At 65.1% G+C, this 22,706-nt stretch carries 22 protein-coding genes and 1 pseudogene; 13 read left to right on the top strand and 10 right to left on the bottom strand.

Going from position 1 to position 22,706, the window contains the following annotated elements; genetic code table 11:
- The 3 genes and pseudogenes from RTN46_RS02000 to RTN46_RS01990 all read left to right on the top strand — a co-directional run.
- A pseudogene (locus tag RTN46_RS02000) lies at nt 1–531 on the top strand (acetyl-CoA C-acyltransferase); the annotation flags it as partial.
- A complete protein-coding gene (locus tag RTN46_RS01995; RefSeq protein ID WP_312178751.1) occupies nt 531–2,669 on the top strand; it encodes a 3-hydroxyacyl-CoA dehydrogenase NAD-binding domain-containing protein in 2,139 nt (712 codons plus the stop codon). The pseudogene RTN46_RS02000 and the gene RTN46_RS01995, both read left to right, overlap by 1 nt.
- Before the next feature lie 175 nt (nt 2,670–2,844).
- Entirely contained in the window at nt 2,845–3,921 is a 1,077-nt protein-coding gene (locus RTN46_RS01990) for a hypothetical protein (protein WP_312178750.1), read from the top strand.
- 10 nt (nt 3,922–3,931) lie between these two features.
- Here RTN46_RS01990 and RTN46_RS01985 read toward each other — a convergent pair whose 3' ends face one another.
- Complete coding sequence (locus tag RTN46_RS01985) at nt 3,932–4,444, bottom strand: hypothetical protein (protein WP_312178749.1); 513 nt, start codon at nt 4,442–4,444, stop codon at nt 3,932–3,934.
- A 16-nt stretch (nt 4,445–4,460) separates the two neighbouring features.
- Entirely contained in the window at nt 4,461–5,351 is an 891-nt protein-coding gene (locus tag RTN46_RS01980; protein ID WP_312178748.1) for a LysR family transcriptional regulator, read from the bottom strand.
- A 90-nt stretch (nt 5,352–5,441) separates the two neighbouring features.
- On the opposite strand from RTN46_RS01980, the gene mqo reads away from it, so the two are divergent.
- The 3 genes from mqo (at nt 5,442) to RTN46_RS01965 (ending at nt 8,763) form a co-directional block, all read left to right on the top strand.
- Complete coding sequence (gene mqo, locus RTN46_RS01975; RefSeq protein ID WP_312178747.1) at nt 5,442–6,854, top strand: malate dehydrogenase (quinone); 1,413 nt, start codon at nt 5,442–5,444, stop codon at nt 6,852–6,854.
- Between the two features lie 454 nt (nt 6,855–7,308).
- Nucleotides 7,309–8,067 carry an AraC family transcriptional regulator gene (locus RTN46_RS01970; RefSeq protein ID WP_312178746.1) on the top strand — a complete coding sequence of 253 codons (759 nt, stop codon included), beginning with the start codon at nt 7,309–7,311 and terminating at the stop codon, nt 8,065–8,067.
- A gap of 96 nt (nt 8,068–8,163) precedes the next feature.
- Nucleotides 8,164–8,763 (top strand): LysE family translocator, encoded by a 600-nt coding sequence (locus RTN46_RS01965; RefSeq protein ID WP_312178745.1) that lies wholly within the window; start codon nt 8,164–8,166, stop codon nt 8,761–8,763.
- Nucleotides 8,764–8,794: 31 nt separating this feature from the next.
- Here the strand turns inward: RTN46_RS01965 and RTN46_RS01960 are convergent, their stop codons facing one another.
- Together RTN46_RS01960 and RTN46_RS01955 are read right to left on the bottom strand one after the other, a co-directional pair.
- A complete protein-coding gene (locus RTN46_RS01960; protein ID WP_312178744.1) occupies nt 8,795–9,409 on the bottom strand; it encodes a dihydrofolate reductase family protein in 615 nt (204 codons plus the stop codon).
- 183 nt (nt 9,410–9,592) lie between these two features.
- On the bottom strand, nt 9,593–10,147 hold the full coding sequence (locus tag RTN46_RS01955; protein WP_312178743.1) for a hypothetical protein: 555 nt from the start codon (nt 10,145–10,147) through the stop codon (nt 9,593–9,595).
- Nucleotides 10,148–10,223: 76 nt separating this feature from the next.
- Here RTN46_RS01955 and RTN46_RS01950 point away from each other — a divergent pair, with 76 nt between their 5' ends.
- Nucleotides 10,224–10,499, top strand: coding sequence for a hypothetical protein (locus RTN46_RS01950; protein ID WP_312178742.1), 276 nt, complete (start codon nt 10,224–10,226; stop codon nt 10,497–10,499).
- Between the two features lie 66 nt (nt 10,500–10,565).
- On the opposite strand, the gene uvrA is transcribed toward RTN46_RS01950, so the two are convergent.
- The gene (gene uvrA / locus RTN46_RS01945) at nt 10,566–13,061 is read right to left on the bottom strand and encodes an excinuclease ABC subunit UvrA (protein WP_312178754.1); all 2,496 of its coding nucleotides are present in this window, start codon (nt 13,059–13,061) and stop codon (nt 10,566–10,568) included.
- 244 nt (nt 13,062–13,305) lie between these two features.
- Here uvrA and RTN46_RS01940 point away from each other — a divergent pair, with 244 nt between their 5' ends.
- Nucleotides 13,306–13,974, top strand: a complete 669-nt coding sequence (locus tag RTN46_RS01940; protein WP_312178741.1) for a maleylpyruvate isomerase family mycothiol-dependent enzyme — start codon at nt 13,306–13,308, stop codon at nt 13,972–13,974.
- 71 nt (nt 13,975–14,045) lie between these two features.
- On the opposite strand, the gene RTN46_RS01935 is transcribed toward RTN46_RS01940, so the two are convergent.
- On the bottom strand, nt 14,046–14,666 hold the full coding sequence (locus RTN46_RS01935) for a TetR family transcriptional regulator (RefSeq protein WP_312178740.1): 621 nt from the start codon (nt 14,664–14,666) through the stop codon (nt 14,046–14,048).
- 117 nt (nt 14,667–14,783) lie between these two features.
- Between RTN46_RS01935 and RTN46_RS01930 the strand changes: the two genes are divergently transcribed.
- From RTN46_RS01930 to RTN46_RS01910, 5 genes are all read left to right on the top strand, one after another.
- Complete coding sequence (locus tag RTN46_RS01930; protein WP_312178739.1) at nt 14,784–16,523, top strand: CocE/NonD family hydrolase; 1,740 nt, start codon at nt 14,784–14,786, stop codon at nt 16,521–16,523.
- 126 nt (nt 16,524–16,649) lie between these two features.
- The gene (locus tag RTN46_RS01925) at nt 16,650–17,762 is read left to right on the top strand and encodes a magnesium and cobalt transport protein CorA (protein WP_312178738.1); all 1,113 of its coding nucleotides are present in this window, start codon (nt 16,650–16,652) and stop codon (nt 17,760–17,762) included.
- A 36-nt stretch (nt 17,763–17,798) separates the two neighbouring features.
- Nucleotides 17,799–18,146, top strand: a complete 348-nt coding sequence (locus RTN46_RS01920; RefSeq protein ID WP_312178737.1) for a metalloregulator ArsR/SmtB family transcription factor — start codon at nt 17,799–17,801, stop codon at nt 18,144–18,146.
- A complete protein-coding gene (locus RTN46_RS01915) occupies nt 18,143–18,895 on the top strand; it encodes a cation transporter (protein ID WP_312178736.1) in 753 nt (250 codons plus the stop codon). The genes RTN46_RS01920 and RTN46_RS01915 overlap by 4 nt, the downstream gene beginning before the upstream one ends.
- Before the next feature lie 51 nt (nt 18,896–18,946).
- Nucleotides 18,947–19,630: a thioredoxin domain-containing protein gene (locus RTN46_RS01910; protein ID WP_312178735.1), complete on the top strand. Its 684-nt coding sequence runs from the start codon at nt 18,947–18,949 to the stop codon at nt 19,628–19,630.
- Between the two features lie 65 nt (nt 19,631–19,695).
- Here the strand turns inward: RTN46_RS01910 and RTN46_RS01905 are convergent, their stop codons facing one another.
- The 4 genes from RTN46_RS01905 to RTN46_RS01890 are packed head-to-tail and all read right to left on the bottom strand — an operon-like array spanning nt 19,696 to nt 22,689.
- Complete coding sequence (locus RTN46_RS01905; RefSeq protein ID WP_312178734.1) at nt 19,696–20,382, bottom strand: DNA alkylation repair protein; 687 nt, start codon at nt 20,380–20,382, stop codon at nt 19,696–19,698.
- A gap of 48 nt (nt 20,383–20,430) precedes the next feature.
- Nucleotides 20,431–21,408: an aldo/keto reductase gene (locus RTN46_RS01900; protein WP_312178733.1), complete on the bottom strand. Its 978-nt coding sequence runs from the start codon at nt 21,406–21,408 to the stop codon at nt 20,431–20,433.
- A 56-nt stretch (nt 21,409–21,464) separates the two neighbouring features.
- Nucleotides 21,465–21,782, bottom strand: coding sequence for a hypothetical protein (locus RTN46_RS01895; RefSeq protein ID WP_312178732.1), 318 nt, complete (start codon nt 21,780–21,782; stop codon nt 21,465–21,467).
- 55 nt (nt 21,783–21,837) lie between these two features.
- A complete protein-coding gene (locus RTN46_RS01890; RefSeq protein WP_312178731.1) occupies nt 21,838–22,689 on the bottom strand; it encodes an SDR family oxidoreductase in 852 nt (283 codons plus the stop codon).
- Nucleotides 22,690–22,706 lie beyond the last annotated feature (17 nt).

Raw genomic sequence — 22,706 nt, 5'->3', positions numbered from 1 at the left:
CCGTTCCGTCCGCACGGCCGCGTCACCGCCGGCAATGCGTCGGGCCTGAACGACGGCGCCACCACCGCGCTGCTCGCCTCCGCCGACGCTGCGGAAGAACTCGGCCTGCCCGTGAAGATGCGCCTGGTCGGGTACGCCTTCGCCGGTGTCGAACCCGAGGTTATGGGCATCGGCCCGGTTCCGGCCACCGAGAAAGTGCTGAAGCAGACCGGCCTGTCCATCGAGGACATCGGCCTGTTCGAAATCAACGAGGCCTTCGCCGTGCAGGTGCTCTCCTTCCTGGACCACTTCGGCATTGCCGACGACGACCCCCGCGTCAACCGCTACGGCGGCGCCATCGCCGTCGGGCACCCGCTGGCCTCCTCCGGCGTGCGCCTGATGACGCAGCTGGCCCGCCAGTTCGAGGAAGACCCGTCGGTGCGCTATGGCATGACCACCATGTGCATTGGCCTGGGCATGGGCGCTACCGTCATCTGGGAAAACCCCAACCACCCCGAGTACAACACCGAGTCCACGGAGGCTTCGAAGTAATGACTGCACCCGATTACCAGCGCCTCGCCGGGCTCTTCCCGAACGAGGTCATCACTCACTCCTACGTCTCCGACGTTGAGCTGCCCGGCGGCGCCGGCACCTTCGCACTGATCACGCTGGATAACGACGTCGATCATTCCCGCCCCACCACCCTGGGCCCGAACACCCTGCTGGAACTGGGCCGTGTGCTTGATGAGCTCAGGGTCCGCGCGGACAAGGGCGAGATTGTCGGCGTCGGCGTCACCGGCAAACCGCACTACCTCGTTGCCGGCGCCGACCTCTCGGCCGTGAAGACCCTGGCCGAATATGAAGACGGCGTGGCCATGGCCGCCCTGGGCCATGAGGTCTACGGCAAGCTCGGCAACCTGGGCGTCCCCAGCTTCGCGTTCATCAACGGTGTGGCCCTGGGCGGCGGCCTGGAGATCGCCCTGCAGTCCGACTACCGCACGGTCTCCACCGGCGCCGGCGCGCTGGCCCTGCCGGAGGCCTTCATCGGCCTGGTTCCGGGCTGGGGCGGCGTTTACCTGCTGCCGCGGCTGATCGGACCCGAGAACGCCGTGAAGGTGATGATCGAGAACCCGCTGAGCAACAACCGCACGCTCTCCGGCCCGGCCGCCTACAAGCTCGGCATCGCTGACGCCCTGTTCGAGCCGGCCGACTTCCTGGAGCAGTCCCTCGCCTGGGCCTCCCGGGTCATCAGCGGCTCCGAGACCGTGAACCGGCCCAACGCCGTCGAGCCTTCCGAAGTTTCGGACCGCTGGGATGCCGCAGTAGCCGCCGGGCGCGCGTTTGTGGAGGCCCGCACCTCCAACGCCGCCCCGGCGCCAGCGAAGGTGCTGGACATCTTCGAAGCCGGAAAGAACTGGACCCGCGAGGAATCACGCAAGGCCGAGTGCGATGCCCTGGCCGAACTGATGCAGACCCCGCAGTTCCAGTCCACCGTCTACGCATTCCTGGACCTGGTCCAGAAGCGCGGCAAGCGTCCCGCCGGCGCACCGGACAAGAAGCTGGCCCGCCCGGTGACCAAGGTGGGCGTGGTCGGCGCCGGCCTGATGGCCAGCCAGCTGGCGCTGCTGTTCGCCAAGAACCTGAAGGTTCCCGTGGTGATGACGGACATCGATCAGGCGCGTGTGGACAAGGGTGTGGGCTACGTCCACGCCGAGGTGGACAAGCTGCTTGGCAAGGGCCGTATCTCCCCCGACGCCGCGAACCGCACCAAGGCCCTGGTCACGGGTTCGGTCTCCAAGAAGGCATTCGCCGACGCCGACTTCGTGATCGAGGCCGTGTTCGAGGAGATGTCGGTCAAGAAGCAGGTGTTCGCCGAGGTGGAGGCCGTTGTCTCTCCCGAATGCATCCTGGCGACCAACACCTCCTCGCTGTCCGTCACCGAGATGGCGGCGGATCTTCAGCACCCCGAGCGCGTGGTCGGTTTCCACTTCTTCAACCCGGTGGCCGTGATGCCGCTGCTGGAGATCGTCCGCGCTCCGAAGACCGACGACGCCGTCCTCGCCACCGCGTTTGTCCTCGCCAAGCAGCTGAAGAAGACCGCCGTGCTGGTCAAGGATGCCGCCGCGTTTGTGGTCAACCGGATCCTGGGCCGGATGTTCGGCGAGATCACCAAGGTCTTTGATGAGGGCACCGATGCCGCCACGGCGGATAACGCGCTGCGCCCGATGGGCCTGCCAATGTCTCCGTTCACCCTGCTTGCCCTGGTTGGCCTGCCGGTGGGACAGCATGTGCAGGAATCCCTGCACGCCGCTTTCGGCGAGCGTTTCCACGTCTCGGAGAACTCGCAGAAGCTGATCGACGCCGGCATCAAGTCGCTCTGGCAGAAGGATGCCGACGGCAAGCCGTACGTGCCGGAGGAAACCCTGGCACTGCTGTCCTTCGGGAACTCGCCGTCCACTTCGGAGGAAGTGCTGCGCCGCACGCAGGACGCCCTGGCCGAGGAAATCGGTCTTATGCTCGAAGAAGGTGTGGTGGCAGGGCCCGAGGACATCGACCTCTGCGTCATCCTCGGCGCCGGCTGGCCGATGCACCTGGGCGGCATCACGCCGTACCTGGACCGGGTTGGGGCCGCTGACCGCGTCAACGGCCGGCTCTTCAACGCCGGTGCGGTACCGGTGGCTGCTGGCTAGTCCTTCTCCCGTTTCATCCGTTTGGCATGCTTGACACGCGCCGGGCGGACCGGAACGGCGGCAACGAAACTCCTTTGCTCGCAGAGCTCGCCGGGAGTAGTAAAGCCGCCTAACCCGGTCCGTCCGGCGCGTTCGTTCGTTCGTTCGTTCGTGAACACCATGTAAGGATGAGCGGATGAAAGCCCAGCCCGAGTTGCTCCTGGAAGGTCCCCGCGGAAGACGCCTGTGCCTTGAGCTAGCGATGGAACTTGATCCCGCCGTCCGAAGCGCCGTCTTCCGGCTGGGGTACGAGCTGGACCCCGGCAGGGGGACCTCCACAGTCCTGCTCACCTTGTCCAGCTGGGAACCCGGAGCATCCGATGCGGGCGGCGAAACCCCGTCGCTGGAGGAACTGACGGCAGCACTACGATCCGTCGATGCTTCCAGCCTGACGGCGGGGCAGCTCACGGCGGCGCTTGAGTGCTCGGTCAGGAACGCACGGTACTGGCAGGAACCCGACGGCGAAGACGTACTCGCTGGCCTCCCCGCCATAGTCGATGCCTTCCGCCCGCTCGCCGAGCAGGTCCGAGCAACCCCCACCTGGCGGAGCTGGTCGCAGCCCCGCGGGCCGGAACAATGGGCTATTGACTGGCGGTCAGCGGAGGACCCGGCCCCGCTGCCACGGAATCCGCAGGAGGCGCTGAGCAAGTGGGCGGAGGATATCCGCGCTGAGGAAGCCCGGGCCGCAGTGGATCGGCCGAAGAACGTCTCCGCCAATTTTTCCGGCAGCTGGTGGTCGTTCCCGCTCGGTCTTCTCCGGACAGTGGGTGCCATTCCGGCAGCCCTGAACCTGGTGGAAGATTTCCTCGGGTGGGAGGAGGCAACCGTCATTCCGGTGTACGGGATCGGGCGGACCTTCGAGATCCATAGAGCAGAGGACTGGATCTCCCTCTGCCGCAGCTACCCGCTGGACGTCACTGCCTCCCGCAGGCACGACTGGTTCCACACGACCGGAAGGGACGGCCGCTGGGTCATCCCGGACTGGCAGCAGGTCGCCGGGGAGTGGGATGCCGTGCACCTCACGATGTCGGGCTACCTGCACACCGCTGGCCGGGCACTCCAGGTGGGTCCGGACACGGCGTCGGTCCTTGCCGGGTGGGACCCCGACTGCACGTTGTGGCTCTCGGACGTGGCCCGCGAGGCAGACTCCCCGCGCCAGCTCTGGCGCCGGGACCGTCAGGACGACGCCTGGAGCCAGCCCGCCCCCCGCTGATCAGTCCGGCCTATGGCCCTGCCGGGCGGGAAGCCGGCGGTCGCAGCCTGCCCAGCAGCACAACGACCCCCAGCGCAACCATAGCGACAGCACTCACGAGATAGAGCAGGTTGCCCCAGCGCGAGTGGTCACCGCCGGTCGTGGCAAAGGTATCGGCTATCCCCATGCCGGCGGGAAATGAGGCGAACCAATGTGACGGCGCCGCAAGGACCAACAGCAGTAGATCCATCCGGACGACCGTACTCACCCGGAGTCCGGGACCCCGCTGCGCTGCGGTGGGGACCAACGCGGCGAGGACGATCCCGGTTCCGGCCCATGCCAGCACAAGCGGGCCGGCCAGGACCTCGTTGGCCTTGGCCATGGCTGCCCGGATTTCCTCGAGCGTCAACCCGGGGACGGCTGCCAGCGGGTTCCAAACCAGTGTCTGAAACGTACCGGCCACCGCATAACCGGTGATCAGGACAACACCGACCGCGGCAGCCTGCAACGCCCGCCGCCGTTCACTGGTTGCCGAATCCACCATGGCGGCAGCGTAGCAGTCAGGACCGGATGCCCCGCTCCAGCACAAACTCAATGAAGCGCCTGGCCACCGCGGACGGGCGGTCCGCGGCCCAGGCCAAAGCAATCTCCCGCCGGCAATCACGATTCTGAAGGCGCAGGTCCACGGTTCCTGGGACAGGCCGCTCCGTGCGGGGCAGGAGCGCAATGCCGAGGTTCCGGGCGATGAGCTCGCGGATGGTGGCGAACTCCGTGATTTCCACGCTGATGCTGGGTTTGAATCCCAATTTTAGGCACCAGTCCTCGGTCAGCTGGCGCAGATTGTAGGACGGCGGATTGGCAATGAACGTTTCGTTGCTCAGCTCGCGAAGATCAACGGCACCCCTTCCGGCAAGCCGATGGTGCTCCGGAACCACAGCCGAAATCCGCTGGGTAGCCAGCACAGTATGCTGCAGGTCTCCTGGGGGCGGAATGGTGATTGCGACGTCGAGCTCTCCCCGTTGCAGGTCGTTGACGAGCGCGGAGCCATGGGCCTGTTTCAGCTGCAAATGGACGCCGGGATAGGCACTATGGAACTCGGCGAGCAGGTCCGGCACCTCCCCGGCCCCCATGGTGAAAGGAAACCCGAAACGGACGGTACCGCGGTCAGGGTCAGCGTCCCCGGCGGTTCGAGCTATCGCAGCAGCCAGCTCGCGAAGCGGGTTCCTCGTCTGCTGGGCAAGAGCCAGCCCAGCAGGGGTCAGCCGCACACCTCGTCCGTTGCGGATGATCAGTGGGACGCGCAGCATTGCCTCCAGCGAATGAATGCGCCGGCTCATCGAGGATTGAGGCATATTCAGGGCCGCGGCGGCCTCAGTCACATGACCATCGTGCTCTGCCAGGGCGCCCAGTGCCCGCAGCTGTGGAGCGAGCTGAATCATCCAATCATCCATATATGGATCATAAATGGTAAATTCATCATTGGACGGATGGATGGAAACTGGGTGACCCTGTTTGGGAGAAGCTAAATCCGGGAGGCAGGAATGACCATCAACGCAGATCCGGCTGACACCGTCATCGAGGCAGATGTCGTGCTGATTGGCGGAGGCATTATGTCGGCCACGCTAGGGTCGATGATCGCTGTTCTCGAGCCTGATTGGAGGATTGTGCTGCTTGAGAAGGCAGACGCCCTTGCAACAGAGAGCAGCGATCCATGGAACAACGCCGGAACCGGGCATGCGGGGCTCTGCGAGCTGAACTACATGCCGGATCCGGCTGACGGCCGAAAGGCTGCGGACATTGCCCGGCAGTTCCGCGTCACCCGCCAGTGGTGGTCATACCTGGAACGGCTGGGACTTCTCGGCAGCGGTTCCTTCCTGCACACCACGCCGCATATGGACGTCGTTTTTGGACGGCACGACGTCGACTACCTCCGGGCCCGGTATCAGACACTGGCGAGGGATCCGTTGTTTGCTGGGCTCAGGTTCTCCGAGGACGAAGCCACGATTCGAGGGTGGGCGCCTTTGGTCATGGAGGGGCGGGACCCGGCGGAACCGGTCGCAGCGACGTGGCATCCAGAAGGAACCGACGTCGACTTCGGTGCTTTGACCCGCGCGCTTGCCGCTATCATCACCAGCCGCGGCGGAAGAACGTTCCTCGGCCATGAGGTCCGTTCCTTACGCCGGGACTCCGCGGGAGGATGGATCGTCTCCGGACGTCAGGGCCGCGCCAAACACAGGTTCACGGTACGCGGCCGGCACGTGTTCGTCGGGGCCGGGGGCTTCGCCCTTCGGCTGCTGCAGCGGGCCGGGCTCCCGGAGGTGCGAGGATACGGGGTCCTGCCAGTCGGCGCTTCGTTCTACCGCTGCTCGGAACCTTCGGTCACTGCCAGGCATGAGGCCAAGGTCTACGGCCAGGCGGCTATCGGCGCGCCTCCCATGTCAGTTCCCCATCTCGACAAGCGCATCGTCGACGGCCGTGAGTACTTGATGTTTGGCCCCTATGCGACGTTCAGCACCAGGCTCCTGAAGAACGGCACGCTCTCCGACTTCTTCACCACCCTCCGGCCGGGAAATCTGCATGTGATGGCAGCGGCTGCTATTCAGAGCCTGCCACTGGTGAAATACCTGATAACGGAACTGGCCGCGCGGCCGGCGTCGAAATTCGCGCAGCTCCAACAGTTCTATCCCCGTGCAGAACCCAGCCAGTGGGAGCTCATCCCGGCAGGGCAGAGGGCGCAGCTCGTTACCCCCGACCGACGGGCAGTCGGCGTGCTGCGGCAAGGGACCGAACTCGTCACGGCTGACGATCTCAGCATGTCCGGGCTGCTGGGTGCATCACCCGGCGCCTCTACGGCAGTCCCGATCATGTTCGGCCTGCTGCGGAAGTGCTTTCCCGAGCAATGGGGCAAAACTTGGGGCGCCATCATTTCAGAGAACCTCATTGAGATCGAATGACAATGCCAGGATTCCCGACTTCGGCTAATAAGTGACGAATCAATAACTGTGTAAATTTCCTGCACTGCAAAATGATCAGCTGTCCTAGGATCAGAACCACGCATCCGCTCCCTGCGTTTAGCAAAGCCGCCGTAGGGGAACGACAGACAGGGAGTGATCCGCCGGAGCTTCGGGGACGGCCCTTCCCGCGGACGAAGCTAGGCAGCCGTCCGGGAAGATCGGGGGGACGGCTCTGGGCATACTCGGATTGCTGGTGCAGTACATCGGGGGTCCTTGATCCTACCGTTGCTGTGGAGGAGTTGAGGGGGCAGTCCTGTAGACTTCCTCAGCCTTGATTGATGCTTTCCGACTCCGGCAGCCGCGAAGGCCACAGGTGCATGTTGATCCCAGCGTGAAACCGAGAACCCCGGAAAGAGGCAGGAAACGCGTGACGGAATTCTGGCACAGCAGGCAGGTGCCACAACTGGAATCGCGCCGGTCCTGCCGGGACAGTGCCTGCTACCGTCCGCACACCCATGACCGGTTCTCGATAGGCCTGATCGATTCAGGCACCACTGTGTTCGGCGGCGCGCTGGGAGACCCGATCCGCCTGGCGGCCGGCGACGTCATTCTTATTCCAGCAGGCCATGTCCACGCGTGCAATCCGGATGAAGGCCGCTGGGAGTACCAAATGATTCAGGCGGACCAGGATTGGATCGCGGCCCTGCTGCCTCCGACGGCAGCACATCTCTTGGCCGGAATCAGGGTGTACCGGCAGCCGGAGATTTACCGCCGGTTCACTGGTATCAACAACATGCTGTTCACCGATGCGGAGCCTAGCGGGATCGGAACCGGGTTCCGGACTGGTCTACATGAATGTGTGACTCGTGAACCGGAATACCGTTTGCCCGGCTACGGCGATGAAGAGCTTTTCGCCCGCCTGGAACCGGTCCTTGTCCGGCTGCGGCAGGATGAATCGAACCCGACGCTCGAGGACCTGGCCGAACTGGCGGGGATGGGAAAATACCAGCTCATCCGGGCCATGAAGCGCCTGACCGGACTGGCGCCCCTGGCCTGGCGGCAGAACGAACGCGTCACTGAGTCGCGCAGGATGCTGCGCGAAGGACGAGCCCTGGCCGAGACCGCACATGCTTTGGGGTTTGTTGACCAGAGCCACTTCCACAGAGTCTTCCGCGCCCATGTAGCCGCGTCTCCTGGAACCTACCGCGGCTGACTGCAATTTCGTACAAGACGGTTCTCCTGCTTGACCCGCATTCTGAACGAGGTATGTCGTCGAGGTAGCTGGGGATAGATGGAGCAGTTTTTTGCTGTGGCAGCAGCACATTTTTTGGCCTTGCTGATCCCCGGAGTCGATTTTCTCCTGATCGCCCGCAGCGCGGTAAGCAGCGGCTGGCGGACCGCCAGCGGTGCCTGCCTGGGGATCGCGCTTGCCAACGGCATCTTTATCGCGGCCGCGTTCTCCGGGCTGGCACTGATTTCTCATCCGACGCTGCTCGGATTGATCCAAACGGCCGGAGGGCTGTTTCTGATCTTCATTGGGGCCGCGTTCCTCCGTTCCAGCGCCCGTATCAGTGTCATCAATGAACCTGCAGTGCCAAGCAACACCTGGGGAAAGAACCTGGGACTTGGGTTCGCGTCCGGTCTGCTCAACCCGAAGAATGCGCTCTTTTACGTCGCCCTCGCGTCAGGGCTTTCCAGCGCGGGCACCGGGGAATTGATGCTCTACGGCGCCTGGATGTTCGCCGTCGTCCTGTTCTGGGACCTTTTCGTGGCCGTCGCGTTGGGATCCGACCGGGCGCTCGCGAAGCTCACCCGTTTCCTGCCATGGATAACGAAGGCCGCTGGGGGTTTCCTCGTGCTGTTAGGGACCGGAATGATTTTCACCCTCATCGTTGGCCTCGTGCGGTAAGCCCTGCGCGGCGCCCGGACCCACGCCAGTGCTACTCCTGGCCGATAGTGATACCCGTGATGGGGGACCCCGCAAGTTCGTAGACCAAGGAGACGGCTCCGTTGGGGAAGCCCCTTGGCGCCTCGGCCAGGGTGAAGGCCGCCGGCACCCCTGTCCCGTCCGGAAACAGCCGCTTGCCGGTGCCGAAGATTAACGGATACAAGAAAAGATTGAGCCGGTCGACGAGCCCTGCCTCGAGCAGCGGCCGCGCCAGGTCGCCGCTGCCAATGATATGAATGTCGCTGAACCGGTCCTTGAGCGCAGCCACATCCGCGGGGCCTGAGAGGACGGCGGTCCCCTTCCATGATGCGTCGGCCAGAGACCGGGACACAACAAACTTGGGCATGGCGTTGAACTTGGCGGCGATGGGATCGCCGGCACTTTGGACGGGCCAGAACGCAGCAAAGATGTCATAGGTTTTCCGGCCAAGGAGCAAGGCGTCCATGGCATCGATGTTCGCCATGATCGATTCGCCAGCCTCCTCGTCGGAGTACGCCGCCTGCCAGCCGCCGTATTCGAAGCCGCCCTCCGGGTCCTCGTCGGGACCTCCGGGCGCCTGGTACACGCCGTCGAGGGTGATGAACAAGTCCAGGGATAGTGTTCCCACGGTGTGCTCCTTCGCGTGCACGGCCGCCTTTCGCGTAGACCGGTGGACCCGGCCCGGGATCGCCGCACGTAGGGGCTACCAGAGTAGCGGCGAAGGCCGTGGCCGGTCGAGGGTCCTACCCTGTGCTGGGCTATTCGATCCAGCCGATTTGGTGGCGGGATTTGCGGGCGCGGCTGGCTGGGCTCATCTGACAGGACCTGAGCGACCCCCCTGCGCCGTGTGGGGACCGGAGTGCCGGGCGCTTTCGCTGTAAAGCTCCTCGACGTCGCGCCGGCCCAGGCCGATCTGCAGCGCCGGTGCCAAGGTGACGTGGCCATAGAGTTCGATCGAGTTTTCGCCAGGGGTCCAATAGGCCGACCGGTCTCCATTCGCGTCGGTGCCTTCGTCCGCGGGGCTTCCATATATGTCGTTGAGACGATCCCGGACAGCTCCGAATCCGACCTCAGCTAATCTCCGTGAGCCGGAGTAGAAGAAGAAATTCAAAGCGAACAGCTGCCCGTTGTACGCCGCCCACGACCCGTGATCCAGGAAAGTTCCCGGGCACGTGAGCGGACCGCAGGTGCTGCCCGGCACCGGATCGGAGTACTCCGCCGACTCCCCCGCGGTACACCCAAGACTGTCAAAATAGGCTGTGAATCCGGCGGAATCATCGGGCCAAGGGGCGCCAGCCACCCGCCCAATGAATTCAACAATCACGTCGGGTGTTGGCTCAATCAGCCGAACCGGTGAGTCGCTCATGGGTGAACCCTATGCCTCCAGCTTGATGCCTTGGCCAGACGCAGACAGGATTCCGCAACCATCGTAGGCTTGGCCAATGAGCTCTGCCAGGGAAAGCGGGAATGGTAAGCGCACCAAGATCATGCTGGCGACGGTGATGACCATCTCGCTGATCCTGGTGTGGGTCAACAATCTCGTGCCCTTCGTCGAACCATGGAGCTGGGTTCTGCTCGGCGGTGTTCTCATCTTGCTCGTCGCTACCATCGCGCTACTGGCACGGCTGGTCCTCCAACAGCGGGACGACTACTGGCGGGAGCGAGGCCGGGACCCAAAACACCCGGAGGCCCATCCGCTGGGTGACCGTGAGACGTAGCCAAGGACCCTGTTTCGTTGACGCCGTCCCGGGCCCTCCGGCCCGGACCACGTGACCTGCAGCAGCTCAGCCCATCCGGCCCAGCGCAGCGCTCAGATACGGCGCCGTCCGGCTCGCTTTGCAGGCGGCAACCTCGTCCGCGGTTCCGGCGCAAATGACCCGGCCGCCGTCGTCGCCGCCGGCCGGGCCCATGTCGATCACCCAGTCCGCCGAGGCCACTACGTTCATCGAGTGCTCCACCACCACTACCGTGTTGCCTGCGTCCACCAGCCGGTTCAACTGGGCCAGCAGCAGCTGCACGTCCTGCGGGTGCAGGCCGGTGGTCGGCTCGTCCAGCAGGTACAGGGTGTGGCCGCGGCGGGCGCGCTGCAGCTCGGTGGCCAGTTTGATCCGCTGCGCCTCACCGCCGGAGAGTTCCGTGGCGGGCTGGCCGAGCCGCAGGTAACCGAGGCCGACGTCGAGCAGGGTCCGCAGGCTGCGGGCAGCCGCCGGGAGATCGGCGAGGAACTCCGCGGCGGTCTCCACGCGCATGGCCAGGACGTCGGCAATGGACTTGCCGCGGTAGGTGACCTGCAGGGTTTCCTCGTTGTAGCGCGCTCCGTGGCAGACCGGGCAGGGTCCGTAGGTGCCGGGCAGGAACAGCAGTTCGACGGCGAGGAACCCCTCGCCCTGGCAGGTTTCGCACCGCCCGCCGGCGACGTTGAAGGAGAACCGGCCGGCGGTGTACCCGCGGGCCCGGGCCTCGTCCGTGCCGGCGTAGAGCTTGCGGACGGCGTCGAACAGGCCAGTGTAGGTGGCGAGGTTGGAGCGCGGTGTGCGTCCGATGGGCCGCTGGTCCACCCGGACGAGCCGGTCCAGGTGTTCCAGGCCGGCGATGCTGCGTACCTGGACGCCGGGGTCCTCCTCCGGGACGCTGCCCGATTCGGCGGTGGCGGCGTCGTCGGTCTCTTCCGGTTCCGGCGGAGCACCGTTAATCTGGGTGCCGACGGCCTCGGCCAGCACTTGGCTGACCAGAGTCGACTTCCCGGACCCGGAGACCCCGGTCACGGCGGTCAGGACACCGAGGGGAATCTCGGCGTCGAGGTCGCGGAGGTTGTGGCGGGTGATGCCCTTCAAGGAGAGCCACTGCTCGGCGCGGCGGCGGGCCGGAACGGTGTCTTCCGCTTCGCCGAACAGGAACGGCCGGGTGGCGCTCTCCGGCACATCGGCGAGCCCGGCCACCGGACCGCTGTAGAGCACCGTACCGCCGCCGTCGCCGGCCTGCGGGCCAACGTCCACGATCCATTCGGCGCTGCGGACCACGTCCATGTTGTGTTCGACGACGAAGACTGAATTCCCGGCGTCCTTGAGTTCCTGCAGGACGGCGAGCAGCGGCTCGGCGTCGGCGGGATGCAGCCCGGCCGACGGCTCATCCAGCACGTAAACCACGCCGAACAGGCCAGAGCGCAGCTGGGTGGCGATCCGCAGCCGCTGCATCTCCCCCGGCGACAGCGTGGGGGTGGCCCGGGACAGGCTGAGGTAGCCCAGGCCCAGGGAAACCAGCACTTCCAGCCGGGCCAGGAGGTCACGGGTGATGGTCACGGCGACTTCGGTGTTTTCGTTGGACGCTGCCGCGCGGGAGGCGGTACCAGCGGCCTTGAGCGCCGCCGTCGGCCGGATGATTTCCGCCAGCTCACCGAGGGTGGCCCCGTTCAGTTCAGCGATGTTCCGGCCGGCGAACGTAACGGCCAGGGCCTCCGGGCGCAGTCCCGCTCCCCCGCAGACCGGGCAGGGCCCGGACACCATGTACTCGAGCACGCGTTCGCGCATCTTGGCGCTGCCGGAATCGGCCAGGGTGTGCAGCACATAGCTCTTCGCGCTCCAGAACCTGCCCTTATAGGGTTTGGCGACCCGGTCCCGCTGCGGGGTGATGGTCACCACCGGCTGCTCGTCGGTGAAAAGGATCCAGTCGCGGTCCTTCTTCGGCAGCTTCCGCCAGGGAACGTCGACGTCGTAGCCCAGGTGGATGAGGATGTCCCGGAGGTTCTTGCCCTGCCAGGCACCCGGCCACGCCGCGATGGCACCCTCGCGGATGGTCAGGTTCGGCTCCGGGACCAGCGACTCTTCGGTGACGGTGTGAGCGATACCCAGTCCGGAGCATTCGCGGCAGGCACCGGCTGCGGTGTTGGGTGAGAACGCGTCCGAATCCAGGCTGCCGGGCTCGGCGTCGGCCGGATAAGTGCCGCCGCGGGAAAAGAGCATCCGCATTGAATTGGAGAGGGTGGTGAGGGTGCCCACCGTCGAGCGTGAGCTGGCGGTCCCCCGCCGCTGCTGGAGTGCGACGGCGGGAGGCAGGCCCGTGATGGCCTCCACCTTGGGATTGTGGCCCTGGGAGATCAGCCGCCGGGCATAGGGTGCCACGGATTCGAAGTACCGCTTCTGCGCTTCGGCGTAGATGGTGCCAAAAGCCAGCGAGGATTTACCGGACCCGGAGATTCCGGTGAAGGCTACGATCGCGTCGCGGGGAATGTCGACGTCGACACTGCGCAGGTTGTTTTCCTCCGCGCCGCGGACACTGACCATGCCGTTGCCGGCGGAGCGGGTTGCGACGGGAGCGGACTTATCAGCAGATACGGGTTTGGTGCTCACTCAACGACGCTAACAGGACCACCAGTTCCCTGCCGCGCGGTTGTGCGGGGTTTCACCACCGGCGTGATCCTCCCCGTCGGCCGAGGATGTTCCGCTGCGCTGCCGGTAGCTGCCGAACGGTCACGGCGGGCACCGCCTTGGACGGCCGGAGGGACCGGTACGGTCTAGAGTCATCATCATGATCCGTCCAAAGCTCCGTGGGCCCGTCGTCTGGCCGGTGGTGGAGGAGGAACGCCGTGCCTTGATTCATGACCTGGAGGCGCTGGCGCCGCAGCAGTGGCAGACCCCTTCCCTGTGTCCGGGCTGGGACGTCCACGACGTGCTCGCCCACCTCGTGGATACAGCCAAGACCACCCGGCTGGGCTTCATCCGCCGGATGATCGCGTCCGGCTTCGACTTCGACCGCGACAACGACGCCGGGATCGCACGTGAGCGCGCCAGAGATCCCCGCGACACGCTGACTGAGTTCCGGGCGGTCCAGACGCGGAGGACCGGTCCCCCGGTGGACCTCGGCACCCGGCTGGTTGAAGCATTCGTCCATGGCGAGGATATCCGCCGTCCCCTCGGCATAACCCGCCGGTATCCGCCCGAACATGTGGTGAAGGCACTCCAGTATCAGCTGAGGACATCCGTCAAGATCGGCGGCGGCAAGGAAGTCGCAGCGGGCTGGCGGCTGGTTGCCACGGACGAAACGTTCGTGCACGGAACGGGCCCCGAAGTCCGGGGTCCGGCCATCGTGCTGCTGCTGGCCATGGCAGGGCGGCGGGTCAGTGCGGAGGAACTCAGCGGGACGGGAGCCACTGACTTCGTTCGGGCCAATGCGTCCCTGGCTACCGGAGGGCACTGAGCCCGGCACTGTATCAAACCCGACGCGAAGCCAGCGCCGAAGGCCAGGTGGCCGGGAACTGCTGCCGCCTGCTACCGGGCGTGCGGGGCGAGAATTTCCTGGATCGCCGGAGCGACGATGCGGACTATTGCGGCAGTATCGGCCGTGGTCAGGAGGGGGACGCCGATGATGCGCCGGCTGGTCACGATGCCCACGAGCATGGACGAGGCAAGGCCGGCCCTCAGCGCGGTCTCCGCCTCATCCCCCGCGCGGCCCTTTGTCCCGGCGAGCAGCCGGGACTGGATGAAGTCCGCGAGCTGCGTGCTGGCGGACTCGTTCACGACGGCACCGCGCAGCATCGCCATCAAGGGTTCAGAATCCTCCGGCACTCCTTCCCAGGCCTGAAGGTAGGCGTGGACGACGCGTTCCCCAAGACCGGCATCCGGCCCGTCAAAAGCTGTGTCGAACAGCTCCAGGACGGATGGTGGAATCGACATGACGGACGCGAACAGCTCGTCCTTGGACCGAAAGAACTGCATGACCTGGGAGGCGTCTACATTGGCGTCGGAGGCGATCGCCCGGATGGTCGTGGCGGTAAAGCCCTCAGTGGCAAACCGCTTTCGTGCCGCGTCAAGGACTGATTTTCGGGTGCTCTCCGTCCCCGGGCGGCGCCCACGGGGGCGTCCAGGCGAAGTCATTTCCTGCGCATTCATGAGATCAGCCTACCTTTGCAGGACCAATCTCAACAGCTGTTGAGTTTATTCGAAGTCCGTCGTACTCTGGGCGTGGCACAACAATCCGTGCCCCGCCCGAGACCCGAGGAGCTCGTTTTGAGCACTGACCAGAAACTGTTCGTACCTTCCCAACCGCTGCCTGCTGACCGGACCGGCATTCTGACCGCTTTCAGCCCGGGCACCAGTACTTTGAAGGCCGGTTATCAGGTGGCCCCGCAGTTCCGCGCACTGACGGTTGACATCGTGTTCGAGAAGGACGTGCCGGTGTTGCTGCGGGACGGTGTGACGATCCACGTTGATCTGTTCCGCCCCGCCGGAATGGAAAAGGTTCCGGTCATCGTGGCGTGGAGCCCCTACGGCAAAGGCCAGGGCACATCCGCAAGCGTGATGGGTGTCTTCGGGCTTGTGGGCCTCGACAATGGCATCGTCTCGGGTCTGGAGAAATTCGAAGGTCCAGACCCGGCCTATTGGTGCGGGCAGGGCTACGCCATCTGCAACCCGGATGTCCGGGGCGTCGTTGATTCCGACGGCGACAGCGTCCTTTGGGACCGGCAGGAGGGCAGGGACTGCCACGACCTGATCGAGTGGCTGGCGGAGCAGGAGTGGTGTTCTGGAAAGGTGGGCATGAGCGGAACCTCCTACCTCGCCGTCGCGCAGTGGTTCACTGCGGCCGAACAGCCTCCGCACCTCGCAGCAATCAATCCCTGGGAGGGCGTGAGCGACGTCTACCGCGACCTGGTGATGCGCGGCGGCATGCCCGATACAGGTTTTGCCCAGACCCTGCAGAACAATTCCTTCTGGGGCAAGAACCGGAAGGAAGACATCCTGGCGGAAACTGAGCAGCACCCCCTGATGACCGACCTATGGGAGAACAAGATCCCGGCCTTTGACCGGATTACCGTCCCGGCCTACGTTGTGGCCAGCTACTCGAACACCCTCCACACCGCAGGGACGTTCCGCGCCTGGCGCCGGATGCGTTCCGAGCAGAAATGGCTTCGCATCCACAACAGCCAGGAATGGCCCGACTACTACGACCAGGACAACATCGAGGACCTGCGCCGCTTCTTCGACCACTACCTTATGGGCGAGGACAACGGCTGGGAGCAGACGCCTCCGGTGCGCTACTCGCTGCTCGATCTGGACGGCGGCGACCAAGTCAATATCGGCGCCGATGCCTTTCCTCCGGCGGAGGTGGAAGCCACCAAGTATTACCTCGACGCCCGTTCCCGGACCATGAGCACGGAGGCACCCCCGCACGACGCCGCGGCCACGTACACCGTCGGGGCGAATCCGGACCTCGCATCCTTCCTGGCGCGTTTCGACCAGGAGACCGTGCTGGTTGGCTATCCCAAAGCCCACTTGTGGGTCGAGGCCCTGGGTGCCGATGACATGGATCTGTTCGTCCTGGTGCAGAAGCTCGACGCGTTTGGCACGCCGCTGCAGCAGTTCACCGTCCCTAACCAGAGCGCACTTCTCCACGATGTCACCGAACGCGGTGCGTCCATCCTCCGTTACAAGGGTTCCGACGGCCGGCTCCGCGTCTCGCTCCGGAACCTGGATGAAGCTTTGTCGACCCCGGATATTCCGGCGCATAGCTTCGACCGGATCGAGAAGCTCGCTCCGGGCCAGGTCGTGGACATCGAGATTGACCTACTCCCGCTCGGACTGATCTTCCACCCCGGTGAGCAGATCCGCTTTGTCGTCAGCGGCCGCAGCCTGCTGGGACCGGTGATGCCCGGAGCGAGCGAGTATGAGCCCGCCAACTCTGGCCAGCACGTCATCCATACCGGAGGCGATCATGCCTCCTACCTGCAGCTCCCGGTCAGGACCCACTGACCCCACGGGATAAGTTAGATTCACTGCCGCAAAAAGCCGGTGCGCACCCCGCCATCCACAGGTGGGGCGTGCACCGGCCTAACTGGGGTCAGAGCCCCATCTGATACATCCAGGAGGAGAACACCTATGCCCCAGCGTTACAGCGACGAGTCCTCACGGCGGCGCACGCTGTTCCACCGGAGGCCTGTCCTGGACCGGGCTGAAGCAGCAGTTTCCTCGAGGCGGACCCGGTTCGTCATCGATGGACGGCTAAGCCCCACACCCGAGAGTGCGTCCGTTGCCGAGGCACTGGATTTCGCGGAAAGTGAGCCCAACCGGATGGCGTTGTGCCTCTTCCCGGCACCAACACCACATGACATCGACGAGCTCGCCGAAGCGTGGGATCTCCATCCCCTGCTGGTGGAAGACCTGCGCCACGGGGGTCAGCGCCCGAAGCTGGAACGCTACGGGAATGTCCTCTTTATGGTTGTGCGGTCCGCACGGTACGACGACGCCGCCGAGGATGTGGATTTCTCCGAGTTCCATGTCCTGGTCCGCCCACACGCCATTGCCGTCCTCTGCCAGGACAAACGGTGGATCGACGGGACCGATGAAGCTGCCCTGGCCGGCAACCCGGCGGACATCGCTGACCGCGGCGGACGCACACTGCTCGACGACGAGCACCTCCTCACCCTGGGGCCCGAGGCCGTGGCCTACCGGCTCCTCGATGCGATCGTCGACGGCTACACGCCTGTCCTTCGAGGCCTCGCCATTGATAAGGAGCAAATTGAACGCCAGGTGTTCAGCGGAGATGCCGCCGTTGCAGAACGCATCTACCGGCTGAGCCAGGAAGTCATCGACCTGCAGCACACCACGTCATCGATGGCCGACGTTCTGATTGCGCTGCGTCAGGGATTCGACCGCTACGAAGTTCCGGAACCGCTGCAGGCGTATCTGCAGGATGTTGCTGACCACCTCACGCATGCCGGCATCCGTGTGACCGAACTGCGCGACGCACTCTCACAGATCCTTGGCGTGAATTCGACGCTCGTCGCCCAGCGGCAAAACGAGGACATGAAAAAGATCTCGGGCTGGGCAGCAATCCTCTTTGCACCCACCCTCATCGGTGCCATCTACGGCATGAACTTCGATCACATGCCCGAATTGCATTGGGCCTTCGGCTATCCCGCGGCGATGGGGGCCATGGTCGCCTTGGCGCTGACGCTCTACTTCGTTTTCAAAGCAAAGAAATGGATGTAACCGGAATCAGTACACGTTTGACTGTACTATCGAGGAATGGAAACCCTCAGCCGTTCCTCGGTGCTGGCGCGCTTCGGTTACGCGCTGTCCGATCCCACCCGTTCACGGGTGCTGCTGGCCTTGCGGGACGGACCGTCCTACCCGGGTGAGCTTGCGGAACTGATTGGCGTCAGTAAACAGAGCCTGTCGAATCACCTGTCCTGCCTTCGCGGCTGCGGGCTCGTCGCCGGCGTCCCGGAAGGCCGGCGCGTCCGCTACGAACTGGCCGATCCCAAACTGGCCGAAGCGCTCACGGCACTGCTCGACGTCGTCCCTGCCGGCCAGCCAGAATGCTGCTGCGCCAGCTCCGAACGCCATGCTGACGGGTTAGGGTGCTGCCGATGAGCGCTCCAGCCTCGGCGCGCGAGTCGACGTCGTTCCCCACATCTGAGCGGCAGGCGGTCCTGTCCCGGCGGATCCGCATCTTCGTCGCCATAACGATCACCTATAACCTCATCGAAGCGGTCGTCGCGATCAGCGCCGGAACGGTCGCCTCCTCGAGCGCCCTCATCGGCTTCGGCCTGGACTCCATCGTTGAAGTCCTTTCCGCCGCCGCCGTGGCGTGGCAGTTCTCCGGCCGTGACCCCGAAACCCGGGAGAAGACCGCCCTGCGGCTCATCGCGTTCTCCTTCTTCGGCCTCGCCGCCTTCGTCAGCTTCGACGCCGTCCGCAGCCTCGCCGGCGCAGCAGAGCCCCAGCACTCCCCGGTGGGCATCATCCTGGCGGCACTCAGTCTCGCGGTGATGCCGTTCCTGTCCTGGGCACAACGCCGGGCAGGCCGCGAACTTGGCTCCCGTTCCGCCGTCGCGGACTCCAAGCAGACCCTGCTCTGCACATACCTATCCGGTGTCCTGCTTTTGGGGCTCCTTCTCAATTCCACCCTGGGATGGTCCTGGGCGGACCCCATCGCCGCTCTCGTCATCGCCGCGGTCGCGGTGAAGGAAGGCCGCGAGGCCTGGAAAGGCGACGTCTGCTGCGCGCCGCCGCCCGGTTCCGAAAGTCTCAGCCAGAATACTGAAGCGACCAGCTCCGACGAGCCTGCTGTGGACAAACCGCCAGCCGGCACGTCCTGCACCTGCTGTTCCCACACCTGACCCGCGCCGTTAGCCCAGCGCACCCCCGCGCCAACCTAAGGAGACACCTCTGTGCCTGCCCCTGTTCCCAACCGACGCCTAAGCCTGCCAAACCGGATCGCGGTGGGCCTGGTGCTCCTAGCTGCCCTGATCACTGTCCTGATCATCGTCGTCGCTAACCTCCGGGCAGGCGGCGCCGAAACAGCAGGCGCGGACGGCGGGCAGGTCCAGGTGGTGAGGGATGACAGTCACCTCCTGCACCAGGCGCCGGAGGAGAAAGCTGTCCTGGTCGAGTTCCTCGATTTCGAGTGCGAGGCCTGCCGCGCCGCGTATCCGCTGGTGGAGGAGGTCATCGCCGAGTACGGGGAGAACCTGACCGTTGTGTCCCGGTACTTCCCCCTGCCGGGCCACCCGAATTCAGAGACCTCGGCGGCATCCGTCGAAGCTGCAGCACAGCAGGGCAAGTTCCACGAGATGCACGCCCTGATGTTTGAGAAGCAGACCGAGTGGTCACACTCCGCCGAGTCCCAGGCCGCGACCTTCCGCGGCTACGCTTCCACTCTGGGACTGGACCTCGCAGCCTACGATGCCGCGATCGCCAGCCCAGCCACGATGGAACGGGTCAACAGCGACAAGAAAGACGGCGTGGCCCTGGACGTGAAGGGAACGCCCACCTTCTTCCTCGAAGGCCGGCTGATCCAGCCCGCCAGTACCGAAGAGTTCCGCAGCCTCATCGAAACCGCCATCGCTGACTAACGACGGCGGGCCAGGACCGCAGTGTGCGGCCGGTAGCCCGGAGCGGTCCCGGCTGGGACTCCTCCTCAGGCTTCCTGCTGCCGGCGAACTATCTCGGTGATCCAGATGGGGGCGAACGGCGAAGTGCAGTTCGGGGGCGTCGGGTAATCCTTGAGGACTTCCAGCCGTTCACCGATGCCGATGGCACGGGCGCGAAGTTCGTGATGCGTAATACCGATCTGGGCCAGGCAGTTATTCATGGCCCATTGCAGGCGGTCGGGAGCATCCTTCATTTCCGCCTCAATGGTGTCGAGCAATCCCGGCAGATCCAGGCCCTCAGGATTCTTCGTGACACGCTCGCTGGTCAGTGCCCACCCGGCGCTGGCGACGACCGGGTCCGGGTCCGCGAACCAACCTCGGCGCAGCTCCTCCGCGTGCGGACTCTTCCGCACCACGTAGTTCACGAACCAGTCGTGGACTTTGGGGACGCGGGCCTCCCGCAGCATGGCGTCCAGTTCGGCACTTTCAAATGCCTTCGGACGGCAGATCAGCAGCGCCACCAGCCGTGCCGCGGTGTCACCCGTCTTCCAAAGCTCACGGGAGAGTTCCTGTTGCGTCTTCAGCTGCTTTGCGACGGCGCGCAGCTTGCCCAGGTTCACGCCGTGGTCGTCGCCGTGCGACTCGTTAATGGCACGGGCCTTCGGATCCTCCAGCGCGGCCAGCGCGGCCATCACCTCATCCACGGTGGCACTGCCGGTTAGCGTCTGCGTCATCTCAGATTTCCCCTCGAATCGGTAAATTCCAGCCTAGCGAGCAGAGAACTAGAAGAGTGCCACCTTCGGAGCCTGCGGGAAGATCCGGTCCAGCTCTTCCAAATCCTTCTCCCCCGGCACCCAGGACGCAGCTTCGGCGTTCTGCCGCACCTGCTCCGGTTTGGTGGCTCCGGCAATCACGGACGAGACCGACGGGCGGGAGGCGAGCCAGGAGAAGGCCACCTGCACCTCCGTCAGGCCGCGGTCCTTGGCGAATTCGCCGAACTCGCGCAGCTGGTCAAAGTCCGCATCATGCAGCATGTTCTTGCGTGAGTGCGTCAGGCGGCTGCCCTCGGGCGCCTGGCCGGAGCTGTACTTGCCGGTAAGCAGGCCGTTGGCCAGCGGGAAGTACGGCAACAGCCCCAGTCCGTAGGCCTCCGCCGCGGGTGTGACCTCGAGCTCGGCGCGGCGGTCCAGCAGGTTGTAGTGGTTCTGCGTGGAGATAAAGCGGGTGCTGCCGCTCATCCGGGCAGTGAACTCGGCTTCGGCTATCTGCCAGCCGGCACGGTTCGAGTGGCCGATGTAGCGGACCTTTCCGCTCGAGACCAGGTCATCCAGGGCCGCAAGGGTTTCCTCGATCGGCGTCAGCGGGTCCGGAGTGTGGAACTGGTACAGGTCGATCCAGTCCGTGCCCAGCCGGCGCAGGGAAGCCTCAACAGCGGTGACAATGTAGCGCCGGGAACCGCGGGCACCGAAGTCCGGCCCATTGACGCCCTGCATGTCCATGCCGAATTTCGTGGCCAGCACAACGTCACCCCGGCGGGAGCCGAGCGCCTCCCCCAGCCGAATCTCGCTGAGACCGGGCTCGGCACCGTAAATGTCCGCAGTGTCGAAGAGGGTGATTCCGGCGTCGATTGCCGCATGCACGACGGCGTTGGTCCCCTCCTGGGATTCGGTTGCGGTCCCGGGGCGGCCGAGGTTATTGCAGCCGAGGCCCACGGTGGAAACAGTGAGGCCGGAATTGCCAAGTCTGGAGTAAGTCGTCATCCTGCCACGCTACCAACCACGCAGGCCACCGTGCTTATCGGCTACCTGGCGGGAAGCTAGAACCCGTACGTGTTGAGCGGCCCGTTCGGACTTGGAGGCTTGTCCGTCTCCAGGATGTACTGGATCGAAATCGGTCCGGTGGCCAGCATCCCGGGATAGACGTTCTCATGGTGTTGGCGCCGCGGGTAGTTGCCAGTCTCTTTCAGCAGCCGCGAGAACACCGTGACGGACACCGGGTCCAGCTCCGCCTGCTCGCTCCAGATGATGTACATCCCGTATAGGTCGGCCGCGGGGGTCGCCTCGGTCTCGTCCAGACCGCTGATGGTGCATTCACGCAGGAAGTCTGCGACGGGGGCAGCAAGTACCTGATTCATACTTTCGACCTAACCACGGTGGCCTGCCGGTTGGGAAGGGTCCTGAAGGTGAACACTAGCCAACGCTCCGCAGGTGGTCTTCAAAGCTCAATGGGGCCGTGCCCGTGAGCCGGGCTATGTCGTCGCTGACCTGGGCGAGTTCGCCGGTGGCTATGGCAGCGTAGCTGGTTGACCAGGCTACTGCCTGCCATTCGGAGGCCCCGGCGGCTCGGCGGGATTCAACTGCTTCATCCAGCGTTTCGGCGTGGTAGGTGATCTGCTGGCCGGTGACCCGGGAGAGGACATCGGCAACCTCCGCCATGGTGAGCGACTGCGGTCCAGTCAGCGTGTAGGTGGCCCCGGCGTGGGCCTGCGGATCCCTGAGGATCTGCACTGCCGTCCTTGCCACGTCGCTTCGGGCGACCGGAGCGAACCTGCCGTCGGCTGCGGGGCCCCGAATCACGCCGTCGCGCCCCACAAATGAGGGCAGGATGTCCTGGTAGAAACAGTCCCGCAGGAAGGTGTATTGCAGGCCGCGGGCCTTGATGTGCTCTTCGGTGTCCCAGTGGTCCCGCCCCAGCGTAAAGACGTCATCGGGGCCGGCTCCCATAAAGGATGTGTAGACGATGTGCTGCACGCCTGCCTCGGCTGCCGCGTCCACGAAGGTGCGCTGGTCCTCGGCCCGGTGCGGGTTCTCGGCGGCAGAAACCATAAACAGGGTCTGGACGCCCCGCAGGGCACGGGCCGCGTGCTCCTTGTCCGCATAGGATGTCGCGAAGACCGGCGTATCCGGCAGCGGCGGCATCTTCGCGGTGTGGCGGACCAGCAGGCGCTGGGGAACACCCGCGTCGGCGAGCTGGCGGGCCACCATTCCCCCGAGTGCTCCGGTGGCTCCCGTGACGGCAAGGGTGGGAAGGTCATTTGCCATAGCGGCCACTTCTTTCC

It is taken from the genome of Arthrobacter sp. (assembly GCF_031988865.1).
GTDB lineage: Bacteria > Actinomycetota > Actinomycetes > Actinomycetales > Micrococcaceae > Arthrobacter_B.
Note: the sequence above shows the minus strand (reverse complement) of the source record. Positions and strands in the feature narration are given on the sequence as shown.